Origin of the sequence: Thermosynechococcus sp. M3746_W2019_013 (assembly GCF_015296045.1) — a bacterium.
Lineage (GTDB): Bacteria > Cyanobacteriota > Cyanobacteriia > Thermosynechococcales > Thermosynechococcaceae > Thermosynechococcus.
In genome coordinates this window covers 1-20,000 of record NZ_DVDW01000060.1, presented here as the reverse complement: position 1 = coordinate 20,000, position 20,000 = coordinate 1, and the positions used below count along the sequence as shown (strand labels likewise).

The 20,000-nt window shown below is 54.3% G+C and carries 16 protein-coding genes and 2 rRNA genes (1 of these 18 running past the window's edge); 7 read left to right on the top strand and 11 right to left on the bottom strand.

Features of this window, described 5'->3' with window-relative positions; genetic code table 11:
* From IGQ16_RS10525 to IGQ16_RS10510, 4 genes are all read left to right on the top strand, one after another.
* A 23S ribosomal RNA gene (locus tag IGQ16_RS10525) occupies positions 1 to 2,180 on the top strand (it extends 1,365 nt beyond the left edge of the window).
* A gap of 146 nt (positions 2,181 to 2,326) precedes the next feature.
* A 5S ribosomal RNA gene (rrf, locus tag IGQ16_RS10520) occupies positions 2,327 to 2,443 on the top strand.
* Positions 2,444 to 2,572: 129 nt separating this feature from the next.
* Positions 2,573 to 2,818 carry a hypothetical protein gene (locus tag IGQ16_RS10515; protein WP_297061459.1) on the top strand — a complete coding sequence of 82 codons (246 nt, stop codon included), beginning with the start codon at positions 2,573 to 2,575 and terminating at the stop codon, positions 2,816 to 2,818.
* 381 nt (positions 2,819 to 3,199) lie between these two features.
* The gene (locus tag IGQ16_RS10510; protein WP_051372825.1) at positions 3,200 to 3,523 is read left to right on the top strand and encodes a helix-turn-helix transcriptional regulator; all 324 of its coding nucleotides are present in this window, start codon (positions 3,200 to 3,202) and stop codon (positions 3,521 to 3,523) included.
* On the opposite strand, the gene IGQ16_RS10505 is transcribed toward IGQ16_RS10510, so the two are convergent.
* From IGQ16_RS10505 to IGQ16_RS10455, 11 genes are all read right to left on the bottom strand, one after another.
* Entirely contained in the window at positions 3,520 to 4,653 is a 1,134-nt protein-coding gene (locus tag IGQ16_RS10505) for a cob(I)yrinic acid a,c-diamide adenosyltransferase (protein WP_024125236.1), read from the bottom strand. The two genes, IGQ16_RS10510 and IGQ16_RS10505, sit on opposite strands and share 4 nt — an antisense overlap.
* A 34-nt stretch (positions 4,654 to 4,687) precedes the next feature.
* On the bottom strand, positions 4,688 to 4,867 hold the full coding sequence (locus IGQ16_RS10500; RefSeq protein ID WP_024125235.1) for a hypothetical protein: 180 nt from the start codon (positions 4,865 to 4,867) through the stop codon (positions 4,688 to 4,690).
* A gap of 15 nt (positions 4,868 to 4,882) precedes the next feature.
* Positions 4,883 to 5,605: a Stp1/IreP family PP2C-type Ser/Thr phosphatase gene (locus IGQ16_RS10495; protein ID WP_024125234.1), complete on the bottom strand. Its 723-nt coding sequence runs from the start codon at positions 5,603 to 5,605 to the stop codon at positions 4,883 to 4,885.
* A 23-nt stretch (positions 5,606 to 5,628) separates the two neighbouring features.
* On the bottom strand, positions 5,629 to 7,419 hold the full coding sequence (locus IGQ16_RS10490) for an AarF/ABC1/UbiB kinase family protein (RefSeq protein WP_225871804.1): 1,791 nt from the start codon (positions 7,417 to 7,419) through the stop codon (positions 5,629 to 5,631).
* 77 nt (positions 7,420 to 7,496) lie between these two features.
* Entirely contained in the window at positions 7,497 to 8,723 is a 1,227-nt protein-coding gene (locus tag IGQ16_RS10485; RefSeq protein WP_024125232.1) for an MFS transporter, read from the bottom strand.
* Between the two features lie 49 nt (positions 8,724 to 8,772).
* On the bottom strand, positions 8,773 to 11,280 hold the full coding sequence (gene mutS, locus IGQ16_RS10480) for a DNA mismatch repair protein MutS (protein WP_367116129.1): 2,508 nt from the start codon (positions 11,278 to 11,280) through the stop codon (positions 8,773 to 8,775).
* 195 nt (positions 11,281 to 11,475) lie between these two features.
* Complete coding sequence (locus IGQ16_RS10475) at positions 11,476 to 11,865, bottom strand: hypothetical protein (protein ID WP_162147180.1); 390 nt, start codon at positions 11,863 to 11,865, stop codon at positions 11,476 to 11,478.
* Between the two features lie 75 nt (positions 11,866 to 11,940).
* Positions 11,941 to 13,332 carry a PP2C family protein-serine/threonine phosphatase gene (locus tag IGQ16_RS10470; RefSeq protein ID WP_041429149.1) on the bottom strand — a complete coding sequence of 464 codons (1,392 nt, stop codon included), beginning with the start codon at positions 13,330 to 13,332 and terminating at the stop codon, positions 11,941 to 11,943.
* Positions 13,333 to 13,423: 91 nt separating this feature from the next.
* Positions 13,424 to 14,725, bottom strand: a complete 1,302-nt coding sequence (locus IGQ16_RS10465) for an MFS transporter (RefSeq protein ID WP_297039763.1) — start codon at positions 14,723 to 14,725, stop codon at positions 13,424 to 13,426.
* The gene (gene recO / locus IGQ16_RS10460) at positions 14,722 to 15,561 is read right to left on the bottom strand and encodes a DNA repair protein RecO (protein WP_297061453.1); all 840 of its coding nucleotides are present in this window, start codon (positions 15,559 to 15,561) and stop codon (positions 14,722 to 14,724) included. The genes IGQ16_RS10465 and recO overlap by 4 nt, the downstream gene beginning before the upstream one ends.
* Before the next feature lie 166 nt (positions 15,562 to 15,727).
* A complete protein-coding gene (locus IGQ16_RS10455) occupies positions 15,728 to 17,254 on the bottom strand; it encodes a UbiD family decarboxylase (protein WP_024125228.1) in 1,527 nt (508 codons plus the stop codon).
* Positions 17,255 to 17,318: 64 nt separating this feature from the next.
* Between IGQ16_RS10455 and lpxA the strand changes: the two genes are divergently transcribed.
* From lpxA to IGQ16_RS10440, 3 genes are all read left to right on the top strand, one after another.
* The gene (gene lpxA / locus IGQ16_RS10450) at positions 17,319 to 18,122 is read left to right on the top strand and encodes an acyl-ACP--UDP-N-acetylglucosamine O-acyltransferase (protein ID WP_024125227.1); all 804 of its coding nucleotides are present in this window, start codon (positions 17,319 to 17,321) and stop codon (positions 18,120 to 18,122) included.
* A gap of 62 nt (positions 18,123 to 18,184) precedes the next feature.
* Positions 18,185 to 18,718: a hypothetical protein gene (locus IGQ16_RS10445; protein WP_297061451.1), complete on the top strand. Its 534-nt coding sequence runs from the start codon at positions 18,185 to 18,187 to the stop codon at positions 18,716 to 18,718.
* Positions 18,719 to 18,725: 7 nt separating this feature from the next.
* The coding region (locus IGQ16_RS10440; RefSeq protein ID WP_297061448.1) for a serine/threonine-protein kinase at positions 18,726 to 20,000 on the top strand (1,275 nt) is incomplete at its 3' end.

The window sequence follows — 20,000 nt, the reverse complement described above, 5'->3', positions numbered from 1 at the left end:
GGCCGAAAGGCGTAGTCGATGGACAACTGGTCAATATTCCAGTACTCATCTTGGTTTGTGCAGAGGGACGAAGAAGGCTAGATCAGCCGGATGTTGGTTACCGGTTCAACTGTCCGAGGTGTTGAGGAGCGGTGAAAACGCTCTGAGCTGAGGCAGGAGTACGACCCACTACGGTGGGGAAGTGATTGATGTCATGCTTCCAAGAAAAGCTCTAAGCACGTTAAGCCAAGATACCCGTACCCGAAACCGACACAGGTGGGGGGGTAGAGTATACCAAGGGGCGCGAGATAACTCTCTCTAAGGAACTCGGCAAAATGGCCCCGTAACTTCGGGAGAAGGGGTGCCACCGAGAGGTGGTCGCAGTGAAGAGGCCCAGGCGACTGTTTACCAAAAACACAGGTCTCCGCTAAGTCGTAAGACGATGTATGGGGGCTGACGCCTGCCCAGTGCCGGAAGGTTAAGGAAGCCGGTCAGCGCAAGCGAAGCTGGCGACCGAAGCCCCGGTGAACGGCGGCCGTAACTATAACGGTCCTAAGGTTAACAACTGCTAGCCTTAGTAAAACTGAACCATATGCGGGAAAGTCCTCTAACAGCTTTTCACTACTCGTTCAGCGAGGCACCGGACTAGAAAAAGTTCTAAGAAATATTAAGGTGCTGTGGTGCTGTTCAGTTAAAAAGTGAAAGACATGGGGATAATCCGCAGGAAAGACCTAGGTAAACCTAGGAATCCTCAGAGACTTGATGTTCAGGTGCGACACACATGGATTTAGATGCCCAGTGGATTGTTGGTTTCGTTGATGGCGAAGGATGCTTCCATATAGGAATTAATCCTCATTCAAGCATGGCAACCGGTTTTCAGGTTCTTCCTGAGTTTACCGTTGTCCAGCATCGACGAAACATTAAGGTTCTCTATGCACTCAAGGCTTATTTTGATTGCGGTGTTGTTCGTGTAAATCACGGCGATCGCATGGCCTATCGAGTCCGTAGCATAGAGCACTTAGCTCACCGTATCTGTCCCTTCTTTTTGAAACATCCACTGAAGACAAGCAAAAACATAGACTTCCTTAAGTTCAGGGATGTGGTGCTTCTGTGTCAAGCAGGAATGCACTTAACAGATGACGGTCTAGAGAAAATCCGAAAGCTGGCATCTGAAATTAATCGTGGTCGCACAAGGTAAAGTCCAGCTTTACCGGAAACGGTAAAGAGCAACTGAGCGAAATTCCTTGTCGGGTAAGTTCCGACCCGCACGAAAGGCGTAACGATCTGGGCGCTGTCTCGGAGAGAGGCTCGGCGAAATAGAAGTGTCTGTGAAGATGCGGACTACCTGCACCCGGACAGAAAGACCCTATGAAGCTTTACTGTAGCCTGGAATTGGGTTCGGGCTTTGCTTGCGCAGGATAGGTGGGAGACGTTGAAGTATCCCTTGCGGGGGATATGGAGTCGCCAGTGAGATACCACTCTGGCAAGGCTAGAATTCTAACCTTCTGCTGTTAGCCAGCGAAGGAACAGTTTCAGGTGGGCAGTTTGACTGGGGCGGTCGCCTCCTAAATGGTAACGGAGGCGCGCAAAGGTTCCCTCAGGCTGGTCGGAAATCAGCCGCAGAGTGCAAAGGCATAAGGGAGCTTGACTGCAAGACCTACAAGTCGAGCAGGGACGAAAGTCGGCCTTAGTGATCCGACGGTTCCGCGTGGAAGGGCCGTCGCTCAACGGATAAAAGTTACTCTAGGGATAACAGGCTGATCTCCCCCAAGAGTTCACATCGACGGGGAGGTTTGGCACCTCGATGTCGGCTCATCGCAACCTGGGGCGGTAGTACGTCCCAAGGGTTGGGCTGTTCGCCCATTAAAGCGGTACGTGAGCTGGGTTCAGAACGTCGTGAGACAGTTCGGTCCATATCCGGTGCAGGCGTAGGAGCATTGAGAGGAGTCCTCCTTAGTACGAGAGGACCGGGAGGAACGCACCTCTGGTGTACCTGTTATCGTGCCAACGGTAAACGCAGGGTAGCCATGTGCGGAGTGGATAACCGCTGAAAGCATCTAAGTGGGAAGCCCACCTCAAGATGAGTGCTCCCATGGCATAAGCCAGTAAGGTCACGGGTAGAACACCCGTTAATAGGCTCTCGATGGAAGTCCAGTAATGGATGAAGTCTAGGAGTACTAATAGACCGAGGGCTTGACCTCATCAATCAACAGGTGTCTGAATAAAGTAATTCTCCTGGCTATCGCTATTTAGTTGAAAGGTTATTCAGTTGCAAGCTTATTTTTGCTGAATTTATCTAGCAGTTCTCCAGTCTAGGTTCTCAGTTCGAATCAAAATCAAGGCTTTGCCTAGTGCCTATGGCGCGGCGGAACCACACTGATCCATCCCGAACTCAGAGGTGAAACGTCGCAGCGGTGAAGATAGTTGGAGGGTCGCCTCCTGCAAAAATAGCTCGGTGCTAGGCAAAATACTCAAACTACCCCATCTAGGTTTTCTAGGTGGGGTCCTGATTTTTAAGAAATGTTTAAGGGATTATCGGTTTTGGATAGGGGAGTGACATTGACGGGTAATTCGGCTTATATTGCATCAAATATTGCTCTCCTCAAAAGGTTTTCAGGGCTATGCCTTAATTTGTGCGTTTGATGGGTCTTCGGCATTGGGTGCTAGTGGGTTCGTCGGTGGTTACGCCGGTGCCGTTGGTGGGGTTACCCAGCTATGGACAAATCCAGAACAGTCCCAAGATGTCAAGATGTTGGTGGATAAGGTGTGGCAAATTGTGCAGCAGGAATATGTGGATGAATCATTTAATCAGGTGGATTGGTTGGCAGTAGGGCACTAACTTTTGGGGCAGCCCTATATGTTGCGGGAGCAGGCCTATGGGGCCATTCAGGGAATGTTGCAGCATTAAATGACCCCTACACGGGCTTCATGACTGCGAAGGAGTTTGCGGCTTTGCTTACGCAAACGTCGGGGGAAGTCGCAGGGATTGGGATTTGCTTGACGTAGATGAAAAGACACAATAGTTGACCTCTTGGAGCCACCCCCAACAGGGGAGTACCAATTTGCGTTTGTGGACGACAGCAGATGATCGCCTGGACCAAGTAGGATTGGATCAATTGCGCCAAACCATTGATCGGAGTCGAGTGCCTAAACCTGGGAATACGGCTCAAACAAGGGGGCAGTTTCGCTGGCCCCTTGGTGTTCCTTGTTCAGTGCAGTGATGGTTGCTTCAGAGATTCATCAGGAATATCCCGCTGAGATTCAGTTGGCCTTCCATGCCCTTGGGGAACCCTTGCGCTTGAAAGTGATTGAGATCCTCCATCGGGAGGAACTGTGCGTCTGTGATCTGTGCGAACGTCTGCACCTGAGGCCCTCAAAGCTCTCGTTTCATCTGCGGGCACTGCGGCAAGCCAATCTCGTGCTGTCGCGCCAACAGGGGCGGTGGGTTTATTACCGCTTAAATCGGCCCCAATTTGCAACTGTGATTGCCTATTTGCAGCAGTTTAGAGTGGGAGAGATAGTGCCGGCTCGTGTCTGTTCTTAGAAATCAACGCCGCGCTTGAGATCAACGCCCTTCTCGGCATAGTGCTTGTGGCAGATCATCTCTGAGTGAACGCTGGCGAGTTCAAAGTAGGCGGGGGGATATTTGCAGCGACCGGTAATGATAATTTCAGTGGTGCGTGGCTTGCGCAGGAGCGTTTGCACAATGGGTTCGACGGGGAGAAGTTCAAGGTCAACGGTGGGGTTGAGTTCGTCGAGAATAATTGTCTTGTAAAGCCCGGAGGTAATGGCAGCTCGGGCAATTTCCCAGCCGCGTTCGGCTTCGATGTAGTCAATTTCCTGCTGTTGACCGCGCCAGACAATGGCATCCCGACCACAGCGGTGGTGATCCACTAAATGGGGATAGCTTTCCTTGAGGGCAGCGATCGCTGCATCTTCGGTATAGCCTTGCCCCCCCTTGAGCCATTGGAGAATCAGAACACGGTGGGATTGGTCGCGGCTAATTCCTTTGCCGATCGCCTGAAGGGCTTTACCGAGGGCACTGGTGGACTTGCCTTTGCCGTCACCCGTATAGATTTCAATCCCCTCAATGCCCTGTTCTTGAGCCGTAGGATGCACAAGGGGACGCATCTCGGAGTGGAGGTCAGCAATTTGCAGGAGTTGGGCAGGGGCACCTCGGCCAGTGGCAATAATCTCTAGGTGTTCGGGCTTGCGGCGGAGGGTGTTGACGACTTCATCAACGGACAAAAGGCCTAAATCTAAGACAGGGTTGAGTTCATCTAAAACAATGACAGAATAGAGACCAGAGGCGATCGCCCCTTTGGCAATGTCCCAGCCCCGCTGTGCTTCTTGGCGATCGAATTTGGTAATTTGCTCAGCAGTGAAGTATTCGGCTCGTCCTGTTCGTACTTGATCAATTAAGTGGGGAAACCCCCGTTGCAGAGCTTCAATGGCGGCATCTTCGGCATAGGCACGACCGGGTCCTTTCAGAAAGCGCAACAGCAGTACCCGAGTGGGCCATGCAGAGGCAATACCCAGACCAATGGAGCGCAGAACAACTCCAAGAGCCGCTTGAGATTTTCCTTTACCGGTACCGTCATAGACGTGGAGTTGACCGCTCACTCGGCCGGGGCGAATCTGAGCGGTTTGAATGCCAATACCTGCACGGGTCATAGGAGCATGAATAAAAGAACCTAGAGGGATTGTATCAAGGGCGGAGTGGGGTTTTGAGAACAACGGCTTCAACCGTTAAATCAGTGGGGGTGGTGCCAGTAATTGCCCAGCGGAGGGGTTGACCATGGGCTTGCAGGGCTTGTTCGATGGCGTCATGGAAGGGCTGGGAAAGGCTGTGTCGCGGTAGGCTGAGACGGATAAATTCCGTTTGCATAGGCCTTAAATACCCTTAAATACCAATAACAACGACGGTGACATTGTCATGCCCGCCATGGGTTTTGGCTGCGTGCACAAGGGCAGTCGCTGCCTTTTCGACATCGGGTTCACTGAGGTAAATACTGATGACATCATCAGTGAGTTCTTCGGTCAAGCCGTCGCTGCACAGCAGCAGGCGATCGCCCGCCTCTAGATCAATGGGTTGAATATCAATTTGGGTGAGATCTTCGCGGCCTAGGCACTGAGAGAGTACATGACGCCACGGATGCTGCCGCGCCTGTTCAGGTGTCAAACTCCCCAACTGTACAGCTTGGGCAATCCACGTGTGGTCGTTGGTAATCTGCTGGAGCTGGTCTTTACGCCAGCGGTAGATGCGTGAGTCGCCCACATGGGCACACCAAGCGCGATCGCCCTTTTCATCAACTAGAATTACCACAGCCGTGGTACCCATATCGGCACGGGCAGTATTTTGGCGCTGCTGCTCAACAATGGCATGATTGGCTGCAAGAAAGGCTTGGCGCAGGAGAGTGACGGGGTCGTGCTGCAGGTCTTTGAGGTGGGTCTCCAGATACTGCCGAATGTGATCAACGGCTAAACGACTGGCTTCCTCGCCGCCGGCGTGTCCTCCCATGCCATCTGCAACAATAAAAAAGCGGTGATGCTTTTCGTCAATATAAAAAGCATCCTGATTGCTTTTGCGAATCAGACCACAGTCAGTTAAGCCAGCAACGTCCATGCCCCCCTGTCCTGGGTTTCTTGCTAAAACATTTTTTCATACTTATCGAGTTTAACCATTAGCCGCCAATAGAGGATACCAAACCATACCGCTAACGCGGCTGCCACACCTGCGAGGAAAAGATATTGGTTGACGAATAAAATTGTTGCCGCCAAAGAAAAACTGCCAATGAGCACGACATAATTTAGCCCTAAGTTAATGTTACTCAGGCGCCGCAGAATGCGATCGCTCTCACTGGAACGGACGCGCAAGCGCAGGTCACCATTTTCAAGTTTATCGAGTACTTCTTCAAGGCGACGGGGCAAGCCAATGGCACTGCTGCCCACTTGAGCGGCTTGCCGACTCAGTTCTGAGAAAAGACTGCCATTACTGGGATCGGGAAAGTTTCCGTTGGTCATAAGTTCGGTCGCAAATGGTTGGGCAACTTGCATGAAGTTAAAGTCTTTATCCAGTCCCTTGCCCACGCCCTCGAGGGTGGAAAAGGCGCGCATCACAAAGGTAAATGTGGCAGGAAACCGAAAGGGTTGGTCATAGGCAATTTCGTAAAGGTCATCGCTGATTTGAGCCACCGATTGGGTTTCAAAGGACTGGTTCATGAAATTGTCGAGGAGATACTGAATCGAGCGCCGCACTGGCCCTAGATCCCCTGTGGGTACCAACGCCCCTAGCTCTACAAGGCACTGTACCACCTGTTCAGCATCCCGCTGGGCAATGCTTAAAAATGTTTTCAGCAGTTTATCGCGGGTGACGGGTTGAATGCGCCCCATCATGCCAAAGTCATAGAAAATGAGTTGGCCGTTGGGGCTGACGGCAATGTTGCCCGGATGGGGGTCAGCGTGGAAAAAGCCATCGTTGAGAACTTGATAGAGGTAGGCCTTGGCACCCAGTTCTGCTAGGCGTTTGCGGTCTAGGCCAGCCGCTTCGAGGGCTTCGTAGTGGCTGATTTTAATTCCCGGTAGGTACTCAAGGGTGAGGACGCGCCGTGAGGTGTAGCGCCAATAGACGCGTGGAACACAGGCCCACTCGCGATCTCGAAAATTGCGGCGGAACGTGTCGGCATTGCGTCCCTCGTTGAGGTAGTCAATTTCTTCGTAGAGAATGCGGCAACACTCATCGTAGATGCCCATCCAGTCCCGCCCTTGACCCCATTTGGGATGGTTCTGAAAATACTGGGCAATGCCCTTGAGAATGGCAAGATCGATGTCAAAGAGCTGCCGTAGGCCGGGGCGTTGAACTTTGACCACCACCTCTTCCCCAGAAAGCAGTTGGGCTTTGTGAACCTGGCCAAGACTAGCGGCAGCCATGGGGATGGGGTCAAAACTGCGAAACAGTTCAGGGATGGGGCGGCCAAAGTCCTCGTAGATGATTTTTGCAACTAGCTCGTAGCTAAAGGCGGGGACGCGGTCTTGAAGCTTACTGAGTTCTTCGACGTACTCGCTGGGAAAGAGATCGGCGCGGGTGGAAAACAGCTGCCCCAGTTTGATGAAGGTGGGGCCAAGGTCAAGGAAGGTTTCGCGAATCCAAATGGCTTGGGCACGGCGTCGCGCCGCCCGTTTGGCATCGGTCTTACCGCCCCAGTAGCTCCAAGATTGGGTGAGGAGCCAGCGGCCAAAGAGAAATCGCCAGACAAAAAACCAAATATCAAAGAAGCGCCGCGCTTTCGAGTAACGCTCGCGATTCCAACGGTAGGATTTGCCGGTGGGGGTCAAATTGGCCGAAGCTGCTGTGGACACGCGTTTTTCCCTAGTGGGTGATCTCAAAAAATTGTAACGAATCCCTAAGGATACCGCCCTTTTCTTGAAGAGGGGATACATCAGCGACAGGCCATCTTCTCTTAAGGGGGCTTGCGCCGTTTGTTCCAGCCAAGAGGGCGATCCCAAAAAATAGTAGGCTATAGGGCATAGCGATCGCGCCCCATGCCGAGGGCAAAGCGCAGGGAATCGGGCAGGCTTTTACTACTGGCGGTTAAAAAGAAGGTCAACCCCAAGAGGCTAAAGACTGCTGCCATGCGAAAGATGAGGCGATAGCCCCAATGCTCAACCAGTCCCCCCAGCAGGGGACCCGCTAGGGCCATTCCCAGATCAAAACCGCCTAAACTGAGGCTGAGAACCCGTCCGCGCTCCTGGGGGATGGAGCGATCGGCCATGAGGGCAGCCACCATCGGAATCAGGACACCGCCGGCAAGACCTTCAAGAATCGCTGCCCAGAGGATATCCAAAGCGGTTTGGGCTTGGGCGAGGAGCACCATTGAGATGACGTAGGCGGCGAGGCTAGCGGAGATGAAAATGCCTCGTCCCCAGCGATCGGAGGCAGCACCCGTCAGGACACGACCGATAAAGCTGGCGATCGCCGCGACGGCGTAAAACAGACCTGGGGATACCCCCAACTGCTCGGCTGCCATAAAGAGGGGAATGAACGTGGCGATCGTGCCAAAGGTCAAGCCCACACTCAACATCACTAAGCTAGGAATCCGCAGCCGTTCTGACAGCAATAACCGCCAAAAGAGGGTTTTCTCTGGAGGCGGCTGGAGAGCCTCCTGCGCCCTATTCACTGCCCGCACCCCTGCGGCAGTCATGAAGCCGAAGGCGGCCAGTGTGCTGGCAATCATAAAGACCCAGCCATGGCCGTAGTGGATTTGCAGCCAACTGCCCAAACTGGGCCCAAGGGCTACCCCAATGGGATGGACAAGGCTAGTGTAGCCAATGATTTCGCCGCGATGTTGGGGTGGGGCAATATCCGTCACCAGAGCCATGTAACCGGTGGTAAAGCCGGCAATGCTCACGCCATGGAGCAGGCGCACCGCCATCAGGAGCGGTAGGTTGTGGCTGAGGATGTAAAATAGGGGGGCGATCGCCGCCACGGCGAGGCCAATGAGCAGGGTCATTTTGCGTCCGCGGCGATCGGCGAGGGGGCCTAACCAGGAGCGAGAACCCAGCAGCCCCACGGCAAAGGCACCCATGACAAACCCCACCTGATGGGGCGTGCCCCCCTTCGCAGCGATGTAGAGGGGTAAGGTAGGCAACATTGCAGCAATGCTGGACCAAAACAACAGACCTGCCAAGATCAGCCGCAGGAGCGTTTGCCGTAGGGGTGGGGCGAGCTTTAACAGGACAACCACAAATTCCCCTTGTTAACAAAACGTTACAATCTCTATTCTAGCTAAGGAATTAAAAGGGCAGCTCCCCCTGATTGATCTCAGGGGCGGTTGGGGGGTCACTCATTGGGCTTTTGCGCAGTCCCACGGTAATTCTGCTGTGCTTCTCGATTTGGCACATCACTTCGCGGGCGCGTTGAATCACGACTGGAGGTAAGCCGGCAAGGCGTCCGGCTTCAATGCCGTAGGAGCGATCGGCACCACCGGGCTTCACTTGGTGTAGAAAAATAATCTCGTTGGGGAGTTCTTTGACGACAACTTGATAGTTGGCCACATTGGGCAGGAGCGTTGCCAGTTGATTGAGTTCGTGGTAGTGGGTGGCAAAAATAGTGCGGGATTTGAGGGTGGTCGCCAGATATTCTGCCACTGACCACGCAATCGCGAGGCCATCGAAGGTGGCGGTGCCGCGGCCAATTTCATCCAAGAGCACAAGGGAGCGATCGCCCGCATGGTTGAGGATGTTCGCGGTTTCATTCATCTCCACCATAAAGGTGGATTGGCCAGTGGCGAGATCATCAACGGCACCCACGCGGGTAAAAATGCGATCGCAGATGCCCAAGGTGGCACTAGTAGCGGGCACATAACTGCCCATTTGCGCCAGCAGTTGAATCAGACCCACCTGCCGCAGATAGCAACTTTTGCCGCTGGCATTGGGACCCGTCAGCACCATTAAATCTGCCTCTGTCCCCAGTTGGGTATCGTTGGGAACAAAAAAGCCGGCCGGTAACGTTTGCTCCACAACGGGGTGACGGCCACCGCGAATGCAAAGCTGGCGATCGCGGGTCATTTGCGGTCGGCAATAGCCCTGATACACCGCCACCTCGGCTAACCCCAAAAGGGCATCCACCGCTGCTACTGCTGCTGCAATCTCACGAATCGTTGAGGCCTGAGCGGCCACCTGCTCGCGCAACTGGACAAAGTATTGGTACTCCAGTTCAAAAAGATGGCTTTGAGCCGCCAATAGCCGTGCTTCCCGTTCCTTGAGCTCAGCCGTAATAAAGCGTTCCTCATTGGCGAGGGTTTGCTTGCGGATGTAGTCATCGGGCACTTGGCTCAGCTTGGCGCGGGAGACACTGAGGTAATAGCCAAAGACTTTGGTGTAGCCCACTTTCAGTGTACTAATGCCCGTGCGCTGTCGCTCTTGGGCTTCCAGATTGAGAAGCCACTGTTGATCCTGCTCGATTTGCTGGCGCTGCTGATCCAGTTCGGGATAGGCACCGGGGCGTAGAATTCCCCCTTCGCTGAGACTAATGGGGGGGTGATCTACCAGGGCCGCACTGAGGGTGTCCGCCAATTGCTCAATAACCGGTGGCAGTTGAGCCAGCGCTTGCAGATAGGGAGAGGTCGTGTTCGCAACCACCGCTGCCAAAGAGACTAAGGTGCGAAAGGAGTCCCGCAGCGCTGCCAAATCCCGCGCGTTGGCAGTCCCTGATCCCGCCCGACCGGCCAAGCGTTCAAGGTCATAAATTTCCTGAAGATGGCGATGTAGACTCTGGCGCAGGCTACTGTTGGCTATCAACTCAGCAATCGCCTCCTGGCGAGCCGTAATCTGCTCAATATCAAGGAGGGGTTGCAGCAGCCAACGGCGGAGCAGGCGTCCCCCCATGGCGGTTGTGGTGCGATCGATCGCCCACAGGAGTGAGCCTTGAAAACTGCCGTCGCGAACGGTTTGGGTGAGTTCCAGATTGCGGCGAGTCTGCGGATCCAGAAAAAGATACTGTTGCAGGAAATAGGTGCTGAGGTTTTGCAGGGGGACAGGCTGCTGGCGGTGGGTTTCATCCAAATAGGCCAACAGTCCCCCAGCGGCGCGCATGGCAAGGGGCAGATGTTCACAGCCAAAGCCTTCCAGGGATTTCACCTGAAAACGTTGACACAGGCGTTGCCGCGCTTCCGCTGCCTGAAAATCTTGGGGCGATCGCAGCGTGTAGCACCACTGGGGCGGCAATTCCGGGGGCAATTGATCCTTGCCTTCGCCGGGGCGCAAGAGGCGATTAATGTCCGGCGCTTCGGTGGGCAGGAGGATTTCTGCCGGTTGCAAGCGGTTGAGTTCTGCCACTAGATCGGCGCGATCGCTCCCTTGGGTGGTACAAAACTCCCCCGTCGAGACATCGGCATAGGCCAACCCCCAATGGTTGCCAGAAAGTAGAACAGCAGCTAAAAAATTATTGCGGCGCGGTTGAAGCAGCTCTGTATCTAAAACCGTTCCCGGTGTAAAGACTTGGGTCACTTGCCGCTTCACCAATCCTTGGGCTTGGGCAGGGTCTTCCACTTGATCGCAGATGGCAATGGCATAGCCCTTTTCAATGAGGGTGCGGCAATAGCGTTCAAGGGCATGGTGGGGAATGCCGGCCATGGCCACCCGTCCCACTTCTTTGCCACCCTCTTTGCCGGTGAGCACCAGTTCCAATTCGCGGGCCACCGTGCAGGCATCCTGAAAAAAGGTTTCGTAGAAATCCCCCACCCGATAGAGAAGCAGGGCTTGGGGATAGGCGTCCTTGAGTTCAGCATAGTGCTGAAGCATCGGCGTCAACAGCGATCGCTCCACCTCATCGTGGCGCACCTGCAAACCGGGGTTACGTCCTAAGCGCAGGGCAGGGGATTCAGTCTCAGAATGCATCAGCGGGCGATCGTTGGACATAGCAACGTCACAACTTCCTGTGGTGTGCTCCAAGGGGACTTTATATTTTATAGTTTTCCCTATCGTGGAGTAGAGCGCTTAATACTCATCCCCCGTAGTCTCCATAAAGAGCCATTCCGCCAGCCCAGAACTCTGTTCGCCAAGAATTGCCAGCGCCTCCTGAAAACGACTGCGTTGAACATTGGCCTTGCTGATGCGCTCTGGATAGGTGGTCAGCAGCAGATAGGGTTGGCTTTCGCTGGATTGGACAAAGGTTTCCACGCCAGACACCACTGGATGCATCTCAAAAAAATGATGCAGTGTCATAGCCTGGTCAAGGGTTTCGGCAACCACAAAGCCAAGGTAACGGGTTAGGGTGTCCCAAATGGCATCATCATCACAACGGAAGCTGACCTCAACAAAGTAGCGCATCGCCACCTCGTACATACCTGCGGTTATCTTAACCGCTTTTATTGATTTGATTGCCATGACCTTGGGAGGGCTCTCTGTTACAGGAGCGGAGGGGGCAACTGACAATCCCCAGGGCCAGGGTTGCGGTGTGGCCTACTGGTCAATCACCCGCAGAATCACCAACGTCATATCGTCGCTGCGTCGGCCCTTGGTATTGGTAAAGGCATCAACGGCATCAAAGATATAGTCCAATAGTGCCTGTGCCCCTAAACCTTTGGCGCAGCCTTCCTTGACAACCGCTGCTAGCCCTTCTTCCTCAAAGCGTTTGCCCTTGGGATTATCGGCTTCTGTGATGCCATCAGTGTAGTAAATCACGGTGTCCCCTGCTTGGAGGCGTACTTCGGCTTCTTGGTATTGACTGCGGGGATCCAAGCCAATGAGCATACCGTAGGTGTCCAGCCGATGGATCATCCCGGTTTCAGCCCGCCATAGGAGGGGGGGCAGGTGGGCAGCATTACTGTAGGCAAGAATCCGGGTTTGCGGGTTGTACTCAGAGTAAAAGAGGGTCACAAAGCGGTGGGAGCTTTCTAAATCCGGCTGCATCGCCCGGTTGAGGTGCTGCAAAATGCGGCTGGGACGGTGACCATTCAGCGCTTCTGCCCGCAGCATGCCACGGGTCATGGTCATGATCAGTCCGGCGGGTACCCCTTTACCCATGACATCGCCAATGGCAATGCCCCAACGGCCTTGTTCAATCTCTTGTTGATCGCTAAGGCCATAGGTAATGGGAATGAAGTCGTAATAGTCTCCCCCAACCCAACTGGCGGTGCGACACTCGGCGGCTAGCTCTAGGCTGTGGATTTTGGGACAGCGGTGGGGCAAAAGTCGCCGTTGAATTTCAGCACCAATTTCCAGTTCCCGATCCAAGCGCTGGCGATCGCGCAACTTTAAGGCCAATTCATCATTGGCAATGGCCACCGCCGTTTGATCCGCAATCACCTGCAACAGTTGCTGTCGCGTTTCATTCCACCCATAGTCCGGTTGTTGGCTAAAAACGTATAACCGTCCCCGCTCTGTGAGTCTGGAATCCTTGACGAGAATGGCGGTGGCGTAGAACTGAATGCCTTGGGGAAGACGTTCCCGCAGTTGCTGATCTAAAAGCTGCTCAAGTCGAGGACGATCGCTCCCGGCATCGATTGCAGCCATACCAACGCTATTGGCAAGGGTACGGGTGGCGGTTTCTAGGGCAGCACGAATATTGGGGCACTGATCGCTGGCGTGACAATGGAGCTGTTCAAGACGGGCTTGGCCATCGGCGCGAAATAGGACCAATGCAGCTGCCTCCGCCTCCGTTACCCGACAGGTAATCAGCGGGATCAGTTCAAAAAATTGATTCAGATTATTGAAACTCCGCAGCGCAAAGCTCAGGGATGCCAATAGCTCCTGAATTTTGCTGTTTTCCCGCTGTAACCGCGACACCATTTCCTTGAGGGCGATCACAGGACTAGAAGAGGTCGTAGAGGATGAGGGGAAGGCGGGTGACATGGTAAGTTACGCCAGCAAAAGCGTCAATTGACTGTACAGCGTAGCGCAAAAAACGTCAAGATGAAAGGATTTAAGATTTTTTATGGAACTTTTAGAGCAGGTTGCCGCTCACCATACCGTTGCGATGGCTGAGGGTCATCAGCGTCCCACCAAGGGCGATCGCCCCCCCCAAGCCGATGAGTACCGGTTGCAGCCCCCACCATGTCTCCGCTAAACCAGCCACGCCCAAGGGCACACTGAGGGCAATATTCACCAGGTTATTTTGCAGGCCAAAGATAGTGCCTCGCTGTTCGGGTGGTGTCATGAGTTGGATGAGGGTTTGCAGGGGAATTGCCACAAAGGCGGCAAAAAAGCCCAACCCCACGACGTAGGCGATGCTCCAAGCCAAGGAATCGAGACTCAGAGACAGACCAAGGAACATGCCTCCCATTCCCCAACAGCCTAGCAAACTTGACCAGCCATAGGCAAAGCGCTTACCCACGGTATTCAACAGCAGTGCCCCTAGCCCGAGTCCGCCGGCCGCTGCGGCCAACAGAAAACCGAATTGAGCCGTATCGAGGCCAGGTAAGATTTCCGCAAGGCGCACCACCAAAACGGACATGGCGGCCACACTGGCAAAGAGCAAAATGAGTTGCAGCAGCGCAAAACGCAGGGCGGGATATTCCTGTAAAAGCTGAAGGCCTTGGCGGAGTTCTTGCCACACTTGCCGAGGGCGACTCGGGGGCAGATGACACTGATCCGGTGGCCGCAGCAGCATCAATAGAAGGGCTGCCCCACCATAGCAGGCGCTAACAAACACTGCCCCACCCCACCGGGCATGCCAGTGGCTCGCCAGATGCAAAAGCGGCTCACCCGCAGCAAACCCCACAACAAGAGCCGCCATCATCGTTAGCGTGTAGAGGGAATTGGCGGACATCAGATGGGACTTATCCACCAGCAGAGGAATGGCGGCCTGTTCGGCGGGGGCAAAAAACTGGGTTAAGCAGGAAATTGTAAACGTGATCAGCAACAGCGCCATAAACCCAAACCACTGCCCGGCGCCAAGGAGAATTGTGATCGGAATCCCTAAAACGAGGAGGGCACGGTATAAATTCGTAACAATGAGCACCTGTTTTTTTGACCAGCGATCCACCAGCACCCCCGCCACGGATCCAAGGAGGATGGCCGGAATCGTAAAGGCAATCATGATCGCCGACACCCAACCACTGATGCTCTGGTTTGCCGCTTGGAAAAACTCCGTAATCAGAGCAATGACAAATACAAGGTAAATTTTATCGGCCAACTGCGAGCAGACCTGTGCCAGCCAAAGAGCAATAAAATTGCGGTTTTGCCAGAGGGGCGGCACCGGTGGTAGGGGCAACTCCAAGGGAATGTCTTGCTGCTCAATGGTCATGGCTGGGACACCCCAACAGGTGAAAAACAACTATCAAGGAGGGGGGGCACCCGCAACGGTTGCTCCAGATGAAATTGCAGGTACTGGCGCAACAGCCGCTCCAGGGAGAGCCAAACACTGAAGGGATAAGCCTCGGCTTGGGCGAGGAATTCCTCCCGTGCTAAGAATTGCGTGGTGGGCATCGCAAGCCATTGCCCCAGACGGACTTCACTGGCTGTCAGTTGGCGATCGCCCCCCGCACCACCAAGAGACCCATTCCCCACTGTCTGATCCGCCCTGATCGTGAAAACGCCGCCACTGGCAAAACTAAAACCCAATCGCCAGTCGGTATCCGCTGTAGGGATGGCAATTTTGCAGCCACTTTCCTGGCACTGGTACCATTCCGGGGCAATACCCTCCAATTGCAGGATGCCGCACAGGCCGCGCACCAATAGCGCCAGGGCAGCGCGACTCGAAGCCCCCTGAAGCTGATCCAACGTGGCACAGAGCCAATCAAAGAGATCCGGCTGGGGTTGCTGGGGATGGATTTGGTAGAGCACCACCTCACCGAGATATTGGGCAGCGGTCAGCGTGATCAAGTGGTTATTGAGGCCTTGGTATGTGGCTACTGTCTCTGCTTGAAGAATGCGGTCTAGATTGCGGCCGGCGCTAATAAAGAGGTCATTGACAACAAACAAATCCACCCGTCCCCCCAGTCTCGAGCGGGAGCTGCGGCTATGGGGGGCAACTAACTTCAGCAGCCCGCGATCGCGACTAAAGACACTGAGCAGGCGATCGCTTTCCCCCAGAGGCATGGCCTTGAGGTTAATGCCAATGGTGCGGTAGGTGCGACCCATCCCAAGTATCCAGACAGTAGCAGTAGATTAGTGAGCCTATCTTTTAGCCTATCGCGGCCAGTCCCCTAAACAGTGATCAACTTTTGGCGGACAAGCATTCTACCCCATCTCTACTTGTCTATTTGTCATCTTTTATGAACGCGTTTTATGAACGCGGTTGTTGCACTTATCGCCAACGAAAGGCCGGGTCTAGCTCATAGCCAAACTGCGTTGCATCTACGGCGGTTAAATCAATATCCCCAAGACCATATTCCTGCCAGCGTTCCGTGACTCGCCGTGCCACCCCCGGATCCGCGGTGAGGGGATCGCCCCAAGGATGGTCTGTTTCTGGGGGAATTTTGGTAGTGGCATCAATGCCCATGCGTCCCCCAAGGCCGATTTTTTCGCTAGCAAAGTCAAGGGAATCAAAGGGAGTATCTTCCAAAATAAAGACATCACGGCTGGGATCCACCTTGGAGCTAATGGCCCACACCACTTGCCGCGGATCACGGATATTGATCTCTTTGTCCACCACAATCACAAACTTGGTGTAGGTAAATTGGGGTAGGGCACTCCAAAAGGCAAGGGCGGCGCGCCGGGCTTGGCCAGGATAAGCTTTGTCAATGGAAATAATCGCCGCCTTATAACTGAGGGCTTCCATGGGCAAAAAGAAGTCCACAATTTCCGGTACCTGCTGCCGCAAAATGGGTGTGTAAATGCGGTTGAGGGCTAAGGCAATCATTGCCTCCTCCTTGGGGGGGCGACCACTAAATGTAGTCAAGTAAATGGGATTGCGACGATGGGTGAGGCAGTGGAAATGAATAACTGGCGAATCTTCCACACCACCGTAGTACCCCATGTGATCGCCACAGGGGCCATCGGGCAAGACTTCACCAGGGGTAATCGTGCCCTCAAGGATAAATTCCGACTGGGCAGGTACCTCTAGATCAAGGGTTTTGCACTTGGCCAACTGAATACCACCCCCACCATAGAGACCCGCAAAGAGCCATTCGGATAAATCCACGGGAATTGGTGTTGCCGCGGCCATGATAATCAAAGGATGAACCCCCAAGGCTACCGCCACCTCTAGTTTTTTGCCCTGGGCAGCTGCCTTGCGCAGATGGCGTGCCCCTCCCCGCACCGAGAGCCAATGGACGGTCATGGTGGTTGGGGATTGCAGTTGCAAGCGGTAAATGCCTACATTGGGAATGCCGGTCTCACAGTCTTTGGTAATCACCAGACCAAGGGTAATAATTTTGCCCGCATCCTTGGGGTAGGGGCGAATCAGCGGTAGTTGGCGTAAATCCAAATCGGGAGCTTTGATCACCACCTGCTGACAGGGGGGCAGCAAATCACGGCTCGGCTTGGCACGAACAACATCAAAGAGAATTTTGCCAAAATCAAGGACTTGACTCAGGGTTTTCGGCGGCTTGGGCTGCTGCAGCTTCGCTAGCTTTTCACCAAGGGTCTCTAGCTCTAAGGGGTGATCCATGTTCATTGCCCAGCAGACCCGCTCTAGGGTTCCCAAAAGATTCATCGCCACGGGATAGGGGGAACCAATGACGTTTTCAAAGAGCAAGGCCGGCCCGCCTGCGGCCAATAGCCGATTGCAAATCTCGGCCATTTCCAGATCAGGATCAACGGGTACGGTGATGCGTCGCAGTTGTTGCCGCTGTTCTAAAAGCTGGAGATAGTGCCGCAGGTCGTTCGTCATCGGGGATCAAAATCGCTTAATCTCTTTTATGTTAAGAATCTTTAGCCAATCGTGCAGGAATGTCATGGCGGTTCATCCCACGGCAGTCATTGAGGCGGGTGCCCACATTGGAGAAGAGGTGGAAATTGGTCCTTTTTGCTATGTGGCGGCCACGGTGGAGATTGGACGCGGTACGCAGTTGGCTCCCCATGTGACCCTATTGGGATATACCCGCCTTGGCGAGAACTGCAAAGTACATAGTGGGGCGGTGATTGGCGATCTGCCCCAAGATCTGGCTTATCAAGGGGGAATTAGCTATGTCCACATTGGCGATCGCTGTACGTTGCGGGAGGGAGTGACGATTCATCGGGGAACCCAGCCAGAAACAGTCACCCATGTAGGGCATGATTGCTTGCTGATGGCCCATAGCCACTTGGGTCACAATGTTTATGTGGGGAATCATGTGACAATCGCCAACAATACGTTGATTGCTGGCTATGCCCATGTGGGCGATCGCGCTTTTATCAGCGGCAACTGCCTGGTGCATCAATTTACCCGCATTGGTCGCTTGGCCATGCTTTCTGGCGGTACTGCCATTCAAAAAGATGTGCCCCCCTTTTGTATGACCCGTAGCCTCAGCACCAACACAATCATGGGCTTAAATGTGGTGGGCTTACGGCGAGCCGGCTTTTCTGCCCAAGACCGACAGCTCCTCAAAAAAGCCTTAGATATTCTCTACCGCTCACAATTGACCACCTCCCAAGCCGTTCAGCACCTGCGGGAACAGTTTGTGCATCCTCTCATTCAAGAGTTTTGCGATTTTATCAGTGCCTCAGAACGGGGCATTTGCCACTTTGTCCGCCGCGGCGAGGGAGACGATCGCGCCTGAGGGGAAGATAACCTTTTACCCTCTAAGTATGATCCCCCAACAGACTCTTGCTCCTGTTCGCTATGGCTGAAGTGCTGCTATTGTCCCTGATGAGTGGTAGCCTCGGTGTGTCAGCACTGCTTTACTATCAGTGGTGGGGCTGGCAAAAGCAACTCAGTCAACAATGCGATGAAGAAGAGGAACAGTTGACCACCTACCCCTCTAAAGAAGAACCCCATCAAGCGTCCCCCAAGTTGGCGGGTTGGGAATTCAAAATCCTGCGATCGCGCCGCAACCAATTTCACAATCCCGATGTCCTGCGCAAAGTCTGCCAGGAGGAAGCCCAGGGGGGCTGGATTTTATTTGAAAAGCTGGACGATCGCCGCCTGCGCTTTAGGCGACCCATGGCACTCAGGGAAAAAATTAAGCCGACTCCTAAATATGACCCTTACCGTAGTTACTATGGACCGCGGTTTGAATGGGAATCTTTGTTGTCCGTGATACTCTTGATGATGATGGCAACCTTACCTGCATATTTGGGCTATCGCTTGGTGATTCTCAGTCAACGGTCAGCCCCGCTGTCAACCACTGCTCCGTCTGCTCCATTGCGTCCCTAAGGTACCTATGTCCTCCCTTAGTTTACTTAGTGTGGGCACAATCCTCCAAGGGGGCAAATATCGCCTCGATGCCCTTTTGAGCCAGGGGGGCTTTGGGGTCACCTATCGCGCAACCCACACCCTACTCCATCAGACGGTGGTGCTCAAAACATTGAACTTGCAGCAGGAACCCCCAAAGCGGATTCATGATCTGGGGGAGCGGTTTATTCAGGAAGCCCAGCGTCTTGCCCAGTTTAATCATCCCCACATTGTGCGTGTCAGTGATTGCTTTATTGAGGGGGGTCGCCCCTTCATTGTTATGGACTATATCCCCGGCCGAACATTGGCGCAGGTGATTCAGGAGGAAGGCCCGCTGCCGGAAAAAACGGCGCTCCACTATATCCGCCAAGTGGCCAGTGCCCTTGAATTGGTGCATGAGCATGGCCTACTGCACCGCGATGTCAAGCCCGATAACATTATGCTGCGGGAGGGCACCGATCAGGTGGTGCTGATTGACTTTGGCATTGCCCGTGAATACACCACTGGGGTGACGGAAACAAATACGGGGCTGGTCTCAGCAGGTTATGCGCCAGTGGAGCAGTATTTACCGCGCCACCAATGGACGCCCGCCACTGATGTCTATGCTCTTGCGGCAACCCTCTATGCCCTTTTGGCCGGACGCCCGCCTGTGGCCTCGATCCTGCGCGATCGCGTGCCGCTCGAGGACTTACGCCAGTTTCAGCCCAATCTAAGCCAGCGCACCATTGATGCTATTGAAGTGGGAATGGCTTTGGATGTCCGTGAGCGTCCCCAAACGGTGCGGGCCTGGTTACAACTGCTGATGGGGCAGTCTGTGGCGCGTCAAACCACAGCAACGGTGGCGGTAATGCCGCAGCACCGATCCACTGTTTTTGCCAATACTCAACCAGAGGGGACAGCAGTCGTTGCTTCCCCTAGACAACGCAATTTTTCGCCGTGGCTGTGGCTGTTGGGAACGGCAATCTTTGGCAGCCTAGCGGGCATTGGCCTAGGGCTATTTTTGCGCCATCAACGCGTGGACACAGTGACTCCTCCTCCCCCGCATCCTCAGGAACAGGCATTTCCACCAACCCTGCCGACTGTTGTACCACCCGTAGAGATGACGCCCCGCCCCACTCCGACACCGACCCCAGAGCCGGAACCCACCCCCACGGAACCGACGCCCACCCCAGAGCAGACGGAAACTCCCACCCCCAGTCCGAGTCCTGAGGAAGTGTCGCCAGGGTTAACGCCAACTCCTCCTCCATCCCTATCTCCCACCCCC

Bases quoted from the DNA above. Each gene is read 5' to 3' on its own strand.
- IGQ16_RS10510 (WP_051372825.1), top strand. From the start codon at position 3,200: ATGGTTGCTTCAGAGATTCATCAGGAATATCCCGCTGAGATTCAGTTG.
- IGQ16_RS10505 (WP_024125236.1), bottom strand. From the start codon at position 4,653: ATGACCCGTGCAGGTATTGGCATTCAAACCGCTCAGATTCGCCCCGGC.
- IGQ16_RS10500 (WP_024125235.1), bottom strand. From the start codon at position 4,867: ATGCAAACGGAATTTATCCGTCTCAGCCTACCGCGACACAGCCTTTCC.
- IGQ16_RS10495 (WP_024125234.1), bottom strand. From the start codon at position 5,605: ATGGACGTTGCTGGCTTAACTGACTGTGGTCTGATTCGCAAAAGCAAT.
- IGQ16_RS10490 (WP_225871804.1), bottom strand. From the start codon at position 7,419: ATGTATCCCCTCTTCAAGAAAAGGGCGGTATCCTTAGGGATTCGTTAC.
- mutS (WP_367116129.1), bottom strand. From the start codon at position 11,280: ATGCTTCAGCACTATGCTGAACTCAAGGACGCCTATCCCCAAGCCCTG.
- IGQ16_RS10475 (WP_162147180.1), bottom strand. From the start codon at position 11,865: ATGGCAATCAAATCAATAAAAGCGGTTAAGATAACCGCAGGTATGTAC.
- IGQ16_RS10470 (WP_041429149.1), bottom strand. From the start codon at position 13,332: ATGTCACCCGCCTTCCCCTCATCCTCTACGACCTCTTCTAGTCCTGTG.
- IGQ16_RS10465 (WP_297039763.1), bottom strand. From the start codon at position 14,725: ATGACCATTGAGCAGCAAGACATTCCCTTGGAGTTGCCCCTACCACCG.
- recO (WP_297061453.1), bottom strand. From the start codon at position 15,561: ATGGGTCGCACCTACCGCACCATTGGCATTAACCTCAAGGCCATGCCT.
- IGQ16_RS10455 (WP_024125228.1), bottom strand. From the start codon at position 17,254: ATGACGAACGACCTGCGGCACTATCTCCAGCTTTTAGAACAGCGGCAA.
- lpxA (WP_024125227.1), top strand. From the start codon at position 17,319: ATGGCGGTTCATCCCACGGCAGTCATTGAGGCGGGTGCCCACATTGGA.
- IGQ16_RS10445 (WP_297061451.1), top strand. From the start codon at position 18,185: ATGGCTGAAGTGCTGCTATTGTCCCTGATGAGTGGTAGCCTCGGTGTG.